Origin of the sequence: Streptomyces tagetis (genome assembly GCF_018069565.1) — a bacterium.
GTDB lineage: Bacteria > Actinomycetota > Actinomycetes > Streptomycetales > Streptomycetaceae > Streptomyces > Streptomyces tagetis.
In genome coordinates, this window is the sequence record NZ_JAGPNL010000009.1 from 82,093 (window position 1) to 95,264 (window position 13,172).

Sequence of the window (13,172 nt, forward strand, 5' to 3'; positions counted from 1 at the left end):
GCCGTACCTCCGCAGTACCTCCCTCCGCAGTACCTCCCTCCGCCGTCCCGGCGTCCTCCGGGACCGCCTCCGCCGGCGGTTCCGCCACTCCGCTCCCCCGCGCCCGCCCCCGAACCGGTGTCGGCCGCCGGGGCCGCCCGTTCGGGTGTGCACCGGGGGCCGGTCCGGCGGCGGGCCGTGAGACTCGGGGCATGGACGCTTCCCGCACGCGGACGACCCCGCGCCCCCTCCGCACGCGCCTCGCCCTGCCGCTCTGCGGGCTGCTGCTCGCCACCGGCTGCTCGGCGGCGGCCTCCGGTCCGGACGCCGGGCCCGGCGCGGGCGAGCGGGAGGGCACCGAGGCGCGGGCCGCCGCGCGGGCCACCGACAGCCTCCAGTCCGACTACCAGCGGGTGATCAAGGACGTCCTGCCCTCGGTCGTGCAGATCCAGGCCGGCAACGACCTCGGCTCGGGCGTGGTCTACGACGACAAGGGCCACGTCGTCACCAACGCGCACGTGGTCGGGGACCGGAAGACCTTCCGGGTGACCACCGCCCACAGCGAGCAGTCCCTCGCCGCCACCCTCGTCTCCGCCTACCCGGAGCAGGACCTCGCCGTGATCAAGCTGGACGCCGTGCCGCGGGGCGTGAAGGCGGCGGTGTTCGGGGACTCCTCGTCGGTCGAGGTGGGCCAGATCGTGCTGGCGATGGGCTCGCCGCTCGGGCTCTCCTCCAGCGTGACGCAGGGGATCGTGTCGGCGACCGGGCGAACGGTCACCGAGGGCAGCAGCGGCGGGGGCACGGGCGCGACCATCGCCAACATGGTGCAGACCTCGGCGGCCATCAACCCCGGCAACAGCGGCGGCGCCCTGGTGAACCTGGACAGCCGGGTCATCGGCATCCCGACGCTCGCCGCGACCGACCCGGGCCTCGGCGACAGCGCGGCGCCCGGCATCGGGTTCGCGATCCCGGCGTCGATGGTGAAGACGGTCGCCGACCAGATCATCGCGCACGGCCGGGTCACCGACTCGGGCCGGGCGGCGCTGGAGATCACCGGCCGTACCGTCGTCGACCAGGAGTTCAAGCCCGCCGGGGTGGCCGTGGTCGACGTGAAGAAGGGCGGGGCCGCGGACAAGGCGGGGCTGCGCAGCGGGGACGTCATCACCCGGCTGGGGGACACGGGCATCACCACGATCACCTCGCTCTCCGAGGCGCTGGCGGCGCGGAAGCCGGGCGACCGGGTCAAGGTGACGTACACCCGCGGCGGTGACCGGCACACCGCGGACGTGACGCTGGGCGAGCAGTGAGACGGGGGCGGGCCACGGGACTCACGTCCCGGGACCCGCCCCGGTCCCCCGTCCGGCGTCCGGCGTCCGGCGTCCCCCGTCCGGCGTCCGGCGTCCGGCGCCGGTCAGGCCGCGTCGGCGTGCAGGCTCATCGGCCCGTAGATCTCCTTGGCGTCCTCGAACAGCCGCACCTGGTCCGCGCCGCCCGCCTTGAGGTCCTTCCAGTACTCGCCGAGCCACGATTCGGCGTCGCCCTGGGTGGTGAACTCCTCCGGCTCCACCGCGGGCGGGACCTCCGTCCCGTCGGCCGTCTCGAACCGCCACGTCCATGCCGCCATCTACGCCTCCCAGAGGTGAGCCACGTGCCGTGCGGGGGCCGGCTCGCGGTCCGGCCTCCCGGGCGCAGCCTATGCGCTGATCCGGGCCCGTCGTAGAAGGCCGCGTTCCGCCGGCCGGGCAGGGTGCTCCCGTCCCGCGCGGGACGGTGCCGCCGTCACCCCCGGCGCACCGGACCCGGCCGCCCACGCCGCCCTTGCGGGACCTCGGGCGGGCGGGACCCGGGGCGGCCGGGGAAAATCGGGGCGTGGACGTGACTCTGCTCGGCACCGGTGACCCCGCGGGACTCCCCCGCCCCGACTGTCCCTGCGCGGCCTGTGCCGTGGCGCAGGGCGCCGGGGCGCGGGCGGCGACCTCGCTGCTGGTGGACGGGGCGCTGCTCTTCGACCTGACGCCCGGCGCCGTCTTCGCCGCCGCGCGCGCCGGGCACTCGCTGACCGGCGTACGGCAGGTGCTGCTGTCGCACCCGCACGAGGGACCGGCGGTGGAGGTGCCGGCCGGGCTGCCGCAGCCGGGGCGGGTGCCGGACGGGCGGGAGCTGGCGCTGCTGACCGGGCACCGGGTGCGGGCGGTGGCGATGGACGCGCCCGGCACCGGGTACGCCGTCACGGGACCGGACGGGCGGCGGCTGCTGTACCTGCCGCCGGGCGGCGCCCCCGCGGGGCTGGAGGAGCCGGCCGACCGCTACGACCTGGTCCTCGCCGACCTCGTGGGCCGGCCGGACGCGCTGGCGCGGCTGCGCGCGGTGGGGGCGGTGGGCCCGGCCACCGACGTGGTCGCGGTGCACGTCGGCCACGACGCGCCGCCCGGCCGCGAGCTGGACCGGCGGCTCGCCGCGGCGGGGGCGCGGGCGGTGCCGGACGGGACGACGCTCGCCGTCGGCGACGGCGGGGAGGCGCCCGGGGTGCCGCGCCGGACGCTGGTGCTCGGCGGGGCCCGTTCGGGGAAGTCGGTGGAGGCCGAACGGCGGCTGGAGTCCTTCCCCGACGTGCTCTACGTGGCGACCGGCGGATCGCGCGGCGGGGACACGGAGTGGGCGGCGCGGGTGAGCGCGCACCGGGAGCGGCGGCCGGGGTCCTGGCGCACCACCGAGACCTGCGATCTGGTGCCGCTGCTGGCCGAGGACGGGCCGCCGCTGCTGGTCGACTGCCTGTCGCTGTGGCTGACGGACGTGATGGACGCCGTCGGCGCCTGGGACGACGCCCAGTGGGCCGACGGCGGGGAGCGGGCGCTGCGGGAGCGGGTGCGGGAGCTGACGGCGGCGGTGCGCGCCACCCGGCGCACCGTGGTCGCCGTGTCGAACGAGGTGGGGTCGGGGATCGTGCCGGCCACCGCGTCGGGGCGCCGCTACCGGGACGAACTCGGGCGGCTGAACGCGGCGTTCGCCGGGGAGTGCGAGCAGGTGGTGCTGGTGGTGGCCGGCCAGGCGCTGGTGCTACGCGGCTGACGCCTCCTTGCGGGCGATCAGGCGGGGGTCCTGCGCCGCGGTGAGGACCGTACAGCCCCGCTCCTCCAGTTCGGTGGCGAGCCCGGCCGGGTGCGGGGTGTGGCCGGGGGCGAGCGCCCGCAGCCGGCGCGGGTCGGCCACGTCGAGCAGGAGGAGGCCGCCGGGACGCAACGCGTGCAGGGCGGCGGCCAGTTCGGCGCGGGGGTCGGGGACGCGCTCCAGTTGGTGGAAGAGGCTGACCACGTCGTAGCGGGCGTGCAGCCGGGCCGCCAGCAGCGGGTCGGTGAGGCGGCCGACGTGGGCCTCCTCGACGCGTTCGGCGGCGCGGGCCCGCAGCACCCGGGGCGTGGGGTCGACGCCGTCGAAGGACGTGTACGGGAACCAGCGGCGCGCGGTGTGCGGGAAGTCGGCGTCGCCGGTGCCGACGTCGAGCCAGCTCTCGGGCTCGGGGCAGCGCCGGAAGACGGCGCGGGCGGCGAGGACGTGCCGGAGGCGGAAGCCGGCCCGCACGGCGGGGTGGTCGGCGCCGGCGACGGCGAGGGGGTTGCGGAAGGCGTGGCCGCAGTCGCGGCACCGGTCGAGGCCGGGGCGGACGGGAGGGTGGCGCCGGGGGTCGCGCAGGCGGGGCCGCGGGCGCAGCCGCCGCGAGCCGCACCAGGGGCAGTCCTCGCGGTGCGGCCCGTGGACGGGGCGGGGAGGGACCGAGGGGGCGGACGGTACGGACATGGACGGCTCCCGGCGAGAGGGTCGAAGCGGACGGACACGCCTCGGACACGACACATGACAATCCAGGCAAAACGGTACGCAGCGGATGGCTGTCCGGGGCGCAGCCACGCCCCCCGGGCGCGCGGTGCGGATGTGCCCTCCGCGGCCGGGGGCGGGGCCGGTACTGTCTGCCGAATGAGCTCGCTGAATCTCGACGACTTCACCGATCTGATCGAGCGTCCCGACGGCGGGGTGCGCCGGGACGCCGAGGCCCGCCGGGAGCGGCTGGCCGTGCCGCCCGGATCGCTGGGCCGCCTGGACGACCTGGGCGAGTGGCTGGCGGCGGCGCAGTCCGCCGTGCCGGTGCGGCCGGTGGAGCGGCCCCGGGTGGTGCTCTTCGCCGGGGACCACCGGATCGCGGAGCTGGGCGTCTCGGCCCGGCCGGCCGGCGGCGCCGCCGATCTGGTGCGGGAGGTGCTGGAGGGCGGGCGTCCGGTCTCGGTGCTGGCGCGGCGGCTCGGCGTGCCGGTGCGCGTCGTCGACATGGCGCTGGACTGCGATCCGGGGACGCTCCCGGCCGAGGTGGTCCGGCACCGGGTGCGGCGCTCCGGCGGTCGCATCGACGTCGAGGACGCGCTGAGCGCCGAGGAGGCCGAGGCGGCGTTCCGGGCCGGGGTAGCGGTGGCCGACGAGGAGGCCGACTCCGGTACGGATCTGGTGGTGCTCGGCGATGTGAGCGTGGGCGGGACCACGGCGGCGGGCGTGCTGGTGGCGGCGTTGTGCGGCACCGACGCCTCGGTGGTCACCGGGCGCGGCGGGCTGGCCATCGACGACCTCGCCTGGATGCGCAAGTGCGCGGCGATCCGCGACGCGCTGCGGCGGGCCCGGCCGGTCCTCGGCGACCAGCTCCGGCTCCTGGCGACGGTGGGCGGGGCCGACCTCACGGCGATGACGGGCTTCCTGCTCCAGAGCGCGGTGCGCAAGATGCCGGTGCTGCTGGACGGCGTGGTGGCGGCGGCGTGCGCGCTGGTGGGCCAGCGGGTGGCGTTCCGGGCGCCGGACTGGTGGCTCGCGGCGCACGACAGCGGGGAGCCGGCGCAGGCCAGGGCGCTGGACCGGTTGGGCCTGGAGCCGCTGCTCACGCAGGGGGTGACGGTGGGCGAGGGGGCCGGCGGAGTGCTGGCCCTGCCGCTGGTGCAGGCCGCCTCGGCCCTGGCGGCGGAACTCCCCGAGCGCCCCGAGCGCCCCGCCCCGGCCGGCCCCGGCGACGGCGACGGCGACGGCGACGGCGAACCCGGACCCGGACCCGGACCCGGCACGCGGGACGCCGAGCACGGCGCGGGGTCCGGACAGCCCGGACCGGACGCGTAGGCCCCGCAGGCCCCGGAGGTCACGGAGGCCCCGCAGGCCCCGCAGGCCCCCGGAGGGGCAGCCCGCCCCGAAGGCCCCCTCAGTGCCGTCCCTGCGTCGGGTCCGGGCGTCCGCCGATCCAGTTCTGGAAGGCGCGGCGCGGCCCGGACCAGCGCCGGTCGTGGTGGTAGGCGCGCAGGCGGGCCCTGGCGCGGGCGCGCGGCCGGCGAACGTAGAAGCGGCGGGCCCAGGGCGAGTCGGGGCGGGCCAGGCGGACCGCCCCGACCAGCGCGACCAGCGGCACGACCACGCCGAACAGGGCGATCCGGGCCTTGCCCTTGCCGAGCGCGAGCAGGGAGAAGAGGAAGTTCCCGGCGACGGTGGCGATGGCGCTCGCCCGGTCCCGCACCTCGCCCTGGGAGAGGTCGTTCACGCCGAACGGCGAGAAGCCGAGGAGCAGCAGACCGACCAGGGCGGCGGTCATCACCACCACCTCCACGCTCTTGCGGCCGGCCTCGGTCCAGTACACGTCGGCGAGGTAGAGGATGAGCGCGAACTCGTCGAGGACCAGGCCGATCCCGATGCCGAAGACCACCGCGCTGAAGGCGGCGCCCGCCCCCTGGAGCCCGCCGGCGATCGACCCGAAGCCGCCGACGACGGTGAGGAGCACTCCGGGGACCACGTGGTGGATGTGCACCCCGCCCGCCCGGACGTTGCCGAAGGGCCCCTTGCCCGCCCGGATCAGCCGGGTGACGGTCCGGGTGATCACGAAGGTCAGCACGAAGGACGCGAGGGCGAGGAGCAGCGGCATCTTGCCCGGTTCGACGATGTTCCGGTGCCACCAATCTCCCATAAGCGCACTTTATCCCCGGGCGCGGCGGGTGCCCTGGTGAGCGCCGGGTAGTCTGCGCCGGTGCTCAGGACCCCCGTCGCCGACGGCCTCCGCTTCGCCTTCGGCACCCTCACCGTCCTCCCGGTCCGGGTCACCCGCTGGGACCGGGACGCCGCGCGCGGCGGCATGCTCTGCGCGCCGCTGGCCGGGCTGGTCGTCGGCGGCCTCGCGGCCGGTGCCGGTGTGGTGCTGCTGTTCCTGGGCGCCGGCGCACCGCTGGCCGCCGTCGCCGGCGCCGCCGTGCCGGCCGCCCTCACCCGGGGCCTGCACCTGGACGGGCTCGCCGACACCGCCGACGGGCTCGGCAGCGGCAGGCCCGCCGAGGGCGCGCTGCGCGTCATGCGGCAGTCGGACATCGGCCCGTTCGGCGTGCTGGTCCTGGTCCTCGTCCTGCTCGCCCAGGTGGCGGCGCTGGCCGAGGCGTACCGGGGGTCGTGGGCGCAGGGGGCGTTCGCCGCGGTCGTCTCGGCGGTCGCGGCCCGGCTGGCGATGACCCTGGCCGCCCGCTCCGGGGTGCCGGCCGCGCGCCCGGAGGGGCTGGGCGCGGCGGTCGCCGGGGTGGTGCCGGTGCGCGCGGCGCTGCTCGTCGCCGCCGCCGTGACGGGGGCCGCGGCGGCCGGGGGCGCCCTGTTCGGGGCGTACGGACCGCTGCGGGCGGCGCTCGCGGTGGTGTGCGCCGCCGGGACCGCCGGTCTTCTGCTGCGGCGCTGCGTACGCCGCTTCGGCGGGGTCACGGGGGACGTCTTCGGCGCGGTGGCGGAGACGGCGGCCACGACGGCCCTGGTCGTGCTCGTCCTCGGCTGACCCGGTCGGGAGCCCTCCCCTGCGGCACGGGCCGCGGGCGGGAAAGGGGCCCCGGGGGAGGGATCGGACACACGGTCGCGCGTAGGCTCGTGCCGGTCGATTACCTGCCCGGGTAAGGACCGCAACGCAGGAGGGATCTAGGGTCGGTTGTCGGGCCCGGTCGACCCACCCGCATTCGGCCACTCAAGACTTCATACGGAAGCGAGAATTCACCACCGTGACTGCTCTCACTCTCAGCACCGCCGCGGCGCCCGGCCTGCGGGCCGACGCGCTCGTGATCGGTGTCGCCAAGGGCGCAAACGGCCCGATCGTCGCCCCGGGCGCCGAAGCCGTGGACAGCGCGTACGACGGCGGACTCGCCGGCGTCCTGGAGACCCTCGGCGCCTCGGGCGCCGAGGGCGAGGTGACGAAGGTGCCCGCGCCGTCCGGCTTCAAGGCGCCCCTCGTGGTGGCGGTGGGCCTCGGCGCCGAGCCCGAGGACGGCGAAGGCTACGACGCCGAGGCGCTGCGCCGGGCCGCCGGCGTCGCCGCCCGCGCCCTGGCCGGTTCGAAGAAGGCCGCGTTCGCCCTGCCGCTCGCCGAGGCCGCCGACACCGGCGCCGTCGCCGAGGGCGTGCTGCTCGGCGCGTACTCCTTCGACGCCTACAAGGAGCGGGGCGAGGACGCCGGCAAGAAGGGCAAGGGCCCGCTGGCCGAGGCCGCGCTGCTGGGCGGCAAGCCCCGCGACAACGCCCACAAGGCGGCCGTCGAGCGCGCCACCGCCGTCGCCGAGGAGCTGAACCGCGCCCGCGACCTGATCAACACCCCGCCGAACGACCTCGACCCCGAGGCGTTCGCCGCGATCGCCCAGGCCGCCGCCAAGGAACACGGCATCAAGGTCCAGGTGCTCGACGAGAAGGCGCTCGCCAAGGGCGGCTACGGCGGCATCCTCGGCGTCGGCGCCGGCTCCGCCGCCGCTCCGCGCCTGGTGAAGCTGTCGTACACCCCGTCCGGGGCGACGAAGACGCTCGCCTTCGTCGGCAAGGGCATCACGTACGACTCCGGCGGCATCTCGCTCAAGCCGGCCGGGCACAACGAGACGATGAAGTGCGACATGAGCGGTGCCGCCGCCGTGTTCGCGGCCGTCGTCGCCGCCGCCCGCCTCGGCCTGGAGGTGAACGTCACCGGCTGGCTGGCACTGGCCGAGAACATGCCCTCCGGCTCGGCGACCCGCCCGGGTGACGTGCTGCGCATGTACAGCGGCAAGACCGTCGAGGTGCTGAACACCGACGCCGAGGGCCGGCTCGTGCTGGCCGACGCGCTGTGGGCGGCCTCCGAGGAGGAGCCCGACGCGATCATCGACGTGGCGACGCTGACCGGCGCGATGATGCTGGCGCTCGGCAACCGCACGTACGGGATCATGGCGAACGACGACGCCTTCCGCACCGCGGTGCACGAGGCGGCCGAGGAGGTCGGCGAGCCGGCCTGGCCGATGCCGCTCCCCGAGCACCTGCGCAAGGGCATGGACTCGCCCACCGCCGACATCGCCAACATGGGCGAGCGGATGGGCGGCGGGCTGGTCGCCGGCCTGTTCCTGCGCGAGTTCGTCGGCGAGGGCATCGCCTGGGCGCACCTGGACATCGCGGGCCCGGCCTTCAACGAGGGCGGCCCCTTCGGCTACACGCCGAAGGGCGGCACCGGCTCGGCGGTGCGGACGCTGGTGCGGGTCGCCGAACTGGCCGCCGAGGGCGAGCTGGGCTGACGGCCCGACGGTGCTCCGGGGGCGCGGGGAATGGCCTGGCGGTGTGGTCCGTTGTGACCCACTGCGTGGCTCCCCGCGCCCCCGAGGTCTGCTTCCGGGCCGGTCCTCCCCCGTGAACGTGGGGCGTCTCACACCCCGGCCCGGCGTCTCGCGGGGTGCCGACAAGTGCGAAGATGGGGCTCGGCAGGACAGGGCCCCCACCGAAGGGCCGAGAGCAAGAGCGGCCGGACACCAGCCGCCGACCGGTCACTGGAGACCGGCGTGGCGCACATGCATGGAGGACGTGACGTGGCGAACGACGCCAGCACCGTTTTCGACCTAGTGATCCTCGGCGGTGGCAGCGGTGGTTACGCCGCGGCCCTGCGCGGGGCGCAGCTGGGCCTGGACGTCGCCCTGATCGAGAAGGACAAGGTCGGCGGTACCTGCCTGCACAAGGGGTGCATCCCCACCAAGGCCCTGCTCCACGCGGGCGAGGTCGCCGACCAGACCCGCGAGAGCGAGCAGTTCGGCGTACGGTCCACCTTCGAGGGCATCGACGTGCCCGCCGTCCAGAAGTACAAGGACGACGTGGTCTCGGGCCTGTACAAGGGCCTCCAGGGTCTGATCGCCTCGCGCAAGGTGACCTACATCGAGGGTGAGGGCCGGCTCTCCTCCCCGACCTCCGTCGACGTGAACGGCCGCCGCGTCCAGGGCCGCCATGTGCTGCTGGCGACCGGCTCCGTGCCGAAGTCGCTGCCGGGCCTGGAGATCGACGGCAACCGGATCATCTCCTCCGACCACGCCCTCGTCCTGGACCGCGTGCCGAAGTCCGCGATCATCCTGGGCGGCGGTGTCATCGGCGTCGAGTTCGCCTCGGTGTGGAAGTCCTTCGGCGCCGACGTCACGATCGTCGAGGGCCTCAAGCACCTCGTCCCGGTCGAGGACGAGAACAGCTCCAAGCTGCTGGAGCGCGCCTTCCGCAAGCGCGGCATCAAGTTCAACCTGGGCACCTTCTTCCAGAAGGCCGAGTACACCCAGGACGGCGTCAAGGTCACCCTCGCCGACGGCAAGGAGTTCGAGGCGGAGGTGCTGCTGGTCGCCATCGGCCGCGGCCCGGTCTCGCAGGGCCTGGGGTACGAGGAGGCCGGGGTCGCCATGGACCGCGGCTTCGTCCTCGTCGACGAGTACATGCGGACGAACGTGCCGACCGTCTCGGCCGTCGGCGACCTGGTGCCCACGCTCCAGCTCGCCCACGTCGGCTTCGCGGAGGGCATCCTCGTCGCCGAGCGCCTCGCCGGTCTGAAGACCGTCCCGGTCGACTACGACGGCGTGCCGCGCGTGACGTACTGTCACCCGGAGGTCGCCTCCGTCGGCATCACCGAGGCCAAGGCCAAGGAGGTCTACGGCGCGAACAAGGTCGTCACCGTCAAGTACAACCTGGCGGGCAACGGCAAGAGCAAGATCCTCAAGACCGCGGGCGAGATCAAGCTCGTCCAGGTCAAGGACGGTGCCGTGGTCGGCGTCCACATGGTCGGCGACCGCATGGGCGAGCAGGTCGGAGAGGCCCAGCTCATCTACAACTGGGAGGCGCTGCCGGCCGAGGTGGCGCAGCTCATCCACGCCCACCCGACGCAGAGCGAGGCCCTGGGCGAGGCCCACCTGGCGCTGGCCGGCAAGCCGCTGCACTCCCACGACTGATCTTCCTCGGTCACGGGGCGCGACGACACAGACTTCCGCAATTCGTAAGGAGCAACCGAAACCATGGCGGTTTCCGTAACCCTTCCGGCGCTCGGCGAGAGCGTCACCGAGGGCACTGTCACCCGCTGGCTGAAGGCCGAGGGTGAGCGCGTCGAGGCCGACGAGCCGCTGCTCGAGGTCTCGACCGACAAGGTCGACACCGAGATCCCGGCCCCCGCCTCCGGCGTGCTGTCCTCCATCAAGGTCGCCGAGGACGAGACCGTCGAGGTCGGTGCCGAGCTGGCCCTGATCGACGACGGCAGCGGCGCCCCGGCGGCCGAGGCCGCCCCGGCCGCCGAGCCGGCCGCCCCCGCGGCGCCCGAGCCGGCCCCGCAGGCCGCTCCCTCCACCGAGCAGGCCGCCCCGGCGCCCGCTCCCACCGCCCAGGCCGCGGCCGGCGGCGCTTCGGCCCAGGGCACGGACGTGGTCCTGCCCGCGCTCGGCGAGTCCGTCACCGAGGGCACCGTCACCCGCTGGCTGAAGTCGGTCGGCGACAGCGTCGAGGCCGACGAGCCGCTGCTGGAGGTGTCCACCGACAAGGTCGACACCGAGATCCCGGCGCCCACCTCCGGCACCCTGCTGGAGATCGTGGTCGGCGAGGACGAGACGGCCGAGGTCGGCGCCAAGCTGGCCGTCATCGGCGACGCCTCGGCCGCGCCCGCCGCCGCCCCGGCCGCCCCCGCGGCCCCGGCGCAGCCCGCCCCGGCTCCCGCCCCGGCCCCGGCTCCCGCGCCGGCCGCCGCGGCTCCGGCCGCTCCGGCCCCCGCGCCCGCCCCGGCCCCGCAGGCGCCGACGGTCCCGGCTCCGCAGCAGCAGACCACCCCGGCGCCCGACCCGGTGCCGTCCGCCCCGGTCGCCGCCCCGGCCCCCGCCGCCGCTCCGGCCGCGGTCCAGCCGGCCGACGACGGCGCCTACGTCACCCCGCTGGTGCGCAAGCTCGCCGCCGAGAACGGCGTCGACCTGACCTCCGTCAAGGGCACCGGCGTCGGCGGTCGCATCCGCAAGCAGGATGTCCTGGCCGCCGCCGAGGCCGCCAAGGCCGCCGCCGCGGCCCAGGCCACGCAGGCCGCCCCGGCCGCCCCGGCCGCCGCCGCGCCCACGGCCAGGCGGACCCCGGTCCTGGAGACCTCGCCGCTGCGCGGCCAGACCGTCAAGATGCCGCGCATCCGCAAGGTCATCGGCGACAACATGGTCAAGGCGCTGCGCGAGCAGGCGCAGCTCTCCTCGGTCGTCGAGGTCGACGTCACGCGCCTGATGCGGCTGCGCGCCCAGGCCAAGGACTCCTTCGCCGCGCGCGAGGGCGTCAAGCTGTCGCCGATGCCGTTCTTCGTGAAGGCCGCGGCCCAGGCGCTGAAGGCCCACCCGTCCATCAACGCCAAGATCAACGAGGCCGAGGGGACGATCACCTACTTCGACACCGAGCACGTCGGTATCGCGGTGGACTCCGAGAAGGGCCTGATGACCCCGGTCATCAAGAACGCCGGTGACCTCAACATCGCCGGCATCTCCAAGGCCACGGCGGAGCTGGCCGGCAAGGTCCGCGCCAGCAAGATCACCCCGGACGAGCTGTCCGGCGCGACCTTCACCATCAGCAACACCGGTTCGCGCGGCGCGCTCTTCGACACGATCATCGTGCCGCCGGGCCAGGTCGCGATCCTCGGCATCGGTGCCACGGTCAAGCGTCCGGCCGTCATCGAGACGGAGGAGGGCACGGTCATCGGCGTCCGCGACATGACGTACCTGACCCTGTCCTACGACCACCGTCTGGTGGACGGCGCCGACGCCGCCCGCTACCTGACCGCGGTCAAGGCGATCCTGGAGGCCGGCGAGTTCGAGGTCGAGCTGGGGCTGTAGCCCCTGACCTGGCCGAACGGTCGTACGGCGCCCCCGCCCGGAGTTTCCGGGCGGGGGCGCCCTCGTCCGTGTAAGCCTCGTCTCACCTGCCCCGGTGCCCCCCTATGCGCCCTTCCCCGGAGCGTCCGCCGCCGTATTGTCTAAAGGTCGAACGCCCCCGGGGGCCGCAAGGCCCCGCCCGAAGGAGCCCACATGACCGCCCCCGTCGTCCACTCGCTGCGCGAACAGATCCGCGAGCACATCCTGGAAGGGATCATCAGCGGACGCTGGCAGCCGGGCGAGCGGATCGTGGAGCGGCGCATCGCCACCGAGCTGGAGGTCAGCCAGACGCCCGTGCGGGAGGCCCTGCGGGAGCTGGAGTCCCTGCGGCTGATCGAATCGGCGCCCAACAAGGGCGTCCGGGTGCGCAATCTGAGCGCCGCCGACCTGGAGGAGAGCTATCCGGTCCGGGCCGGGCTGGAGGCGATCGCCGCCGAGCTGGCGGCGGAACGGCTCGCCGGGGACTGCTCGGCGCTGGAACCGCACGTCAGCGCGCTCTACGAGGCCGACCGGGTCGCCGACGGGACCGGCCAGGTGCGGCACACGGTGGCCTTCCACCGCGAGCTGGTGCGGGCGGCGGGCAACGCGGTGCTGCTGCACACCTGGGAGGGCCTGGGCATCGAGGTCTTCACGGCCCTGTCGATCCGGTGGCTGGGCACGGTGCAGCAGTCGTACGCCGAGGAGCACGAGGAGCTGGTGGCCGCCTTCCGGCGCCGCGATCCGCGCATCGCGGAGATCGTGAAAGCCCACGTCCTGGGGTGCGCGCCGCGCCCCTGAGTCCGGCGGCGAGCGCGGGTGCCCGGCTGCCCGGGGACCCGGAGGCCCGGCTGCCCGGGGCGCGGGGGCAGCCGCTTCGCGGGCCGGCCGCCGGCCTCCCCGTACCCGCGCTCACCTGCGCAAACACCGGCCCGCACGCGTCACCCCGTGCCATCGCCGAAGGCACCCCGTGCCGACTTTCTCGTGTTCGAGAGGTTTTACCGTCAAACCTTTGATCGATCATCGATCAGCGAGTTACAGTCACCG

The 13,172-nt window shown here is 75.4% G+C and carries 11 protein-coding genes; 8 read left to right on the forward strand and 3 right to left on the reverse strand.

The window, feature by feature from the left end:
- Nucleotides 1-191: 191 nt before the first annotated feature.
- Entirely contained in the window at nucleotides 192-1,286 is a 1,095-nt protein-coding gene (locus tag J5Y05_RS26565) for a S1C family serine protease (protein WP_210875623.1), read from the forward strand.
- Between the two features lie 104 nt (nucleotides 1,287-1,390).
- Here J5Y05_RS26565 and J5Y05_RS26570 read toward each other — a convergent pair whose 3' ends face one another.
- Nucleotides 1,391-1,603: a hypothetical protein gene (locus J5Y05_RS26570; RefSeq protein ID WP_210875624.1), complete on the reverse strand. Its 213-nt coding sequence runs from the start codon at nucleotides 1,601-1,603 to the stop codon at nucleotides 1,391-1,393.
- 245 nt (nucleotides 1,604-1,848) lie between these two features.
- Between J5Y05_RS26570 and J5Y05_RS26575 the strand changes: the two genes are divergently transcribed.
- Nucleotides 1,849-3,048: a bifunctional adenosylcobinamide kinase/adenosylcobinamide-phosphate guanylyltransferase gene (locus J5Y05_RS26575; RefSeq protein ID WP_210875625.1), complete on the forward strand. Its 1,200-nt coding sequence runs from the start codon at nucleotides 1,849-1,851 to the stop codon at nucleotides 3,046-3,048.
- On the opposite strand, the gene J5Y05_RS26580 is transcribed toward J5Y05_RS26575, so the two are convergent.
- Complete coding sequence (locus J5Y05_RS26580) at nucleotides 3,037-3,774, reverse strand: class I SAM-dependent methyltransferase (RefSeq protein ID WP_210875626.1); 738 nt, start codon at nucleotides 3,772-3,774, stop codon at nucleotides 3,037-3,039. The genes J5Y05_RS26575 and J5Y05_RS26580 overlap by 12 nt on opposite strands.
- 174 nt (nucleotides 3,775-3,948) lie before the next feature.
- On the opposite strand from J5Y05_RS26580, the gene cobT reads away from it, so the two are divergent.
- On the forward strand, nucleotides 3,949-5,124 hold the full coding sequence (cobT, locus tag J5Y05_RS26585; RefSeq protein WP_247615374.1) for a nicotinate-nucleotide--dimethylbenzimidazole phosphoribosyltransferase: 1,176 nt from the start codon (nucleotides 3,949-3,951) through the stop codon (nucleotides 5,122-5,124).
- A gap of 79 nt (nucleotides 5,125-5,203) precedes the next feature.
- On the opposite strand, the gene J5Y05_RS26590 is transcribed toward cobT, so the two are convergent.
- Nucleotides 5,204-5,956 carry a hypothetical protein gene (locus tag J5Y05_RS26590; RefSeq protein ID WP_210875627.1) on the reverse strand — a complete coding sequence of 251 codons (753 nt, stop codon included), beginning with the start codon at nucleotides 5,954-5,956 and terminating at the stop codon, nucleotides 5,204-5,206.
- A 60-nt stretch (nucleotides 5,957-6,016) separates the two neighbouring features.
- Here J5Y05_RS26590 and J5Y05_RS26595 point away from each other — a divergent pair, with 60 nt between their 5' ends.
- The 5 genes from J5Y05_RS26595 (at nucleotide 6,017) to J5Y05_RS26615 (ending at nucleotide 12,926) form a co-directional block, all read left to right on the forward strand.
- Entirely contained in the window at nucleotides 6,017-6,799 is a 783-nt protein-coding gene (locus J5Y05_RS26595; RefSeq protein ID WP_210875628.1) for an adenosylcobinamide-GDP ribazoletransferase, read from the forward strand.
- A gap of 217 nt (nucleotides 6,800-7,016) precedes the next feature.
- Nucleotides 7,017-8,540: a leucyl aminopeptidase gene (locus tag J5Y05_RS26600; protein WP_210875629.1), complete on the forward strand. Its 1,524-nt coding sequence runs from the start codon at nucleotides 7,017-7,019 to the stop codon at nucleotides 8,538-8,540.
- A 288-nt stretch (nucleotides 8,541-8,828) separates the two neighbouring features.
- Nucleotides 8,829-10,217 (forward strand): dihydrolipoyl dehydrogenase, encoded by a 1,389-nt coding sequence (gene lpdA / locus J5Y05_RS26605; RefSeq protein ID WP_210875630.1) that lies wholly within the window; start codon nucleotides 8,829-8,831, stop codon nucleotides 10,215-10,217.
- 63 nt (nucleotides 10,218-10,280) lie between these two features.
- Nucleotides 10,281-12,110, forward strand: coding sequence for a 2-oxoglutarate dehydrogenase, E2 component, dihydrolipoamide succinyltransferase (gene sucB, locus J5Y05_RS26610; RefSeq protein ID WP_210875631.1), 1,830 nt, complete (start codon nucleotides 10,281-10,283; stop codon nucleotides 12,108-12,110).
- Nucleotides 12,111-12,302: 192 nt separating this feature from the next.
- Entirely contained in the window at nucleotides 12,303-12,926 is a 624-nt protein-coding gene (locus J5Y05_RS26615; protein WP_210875632.1) for a GntR family transcriptional regulator, read from the forward strand.
- The last annotated feature ends 246 nt before the right edge of the window (nucleotides 12,927-13,172 follow it).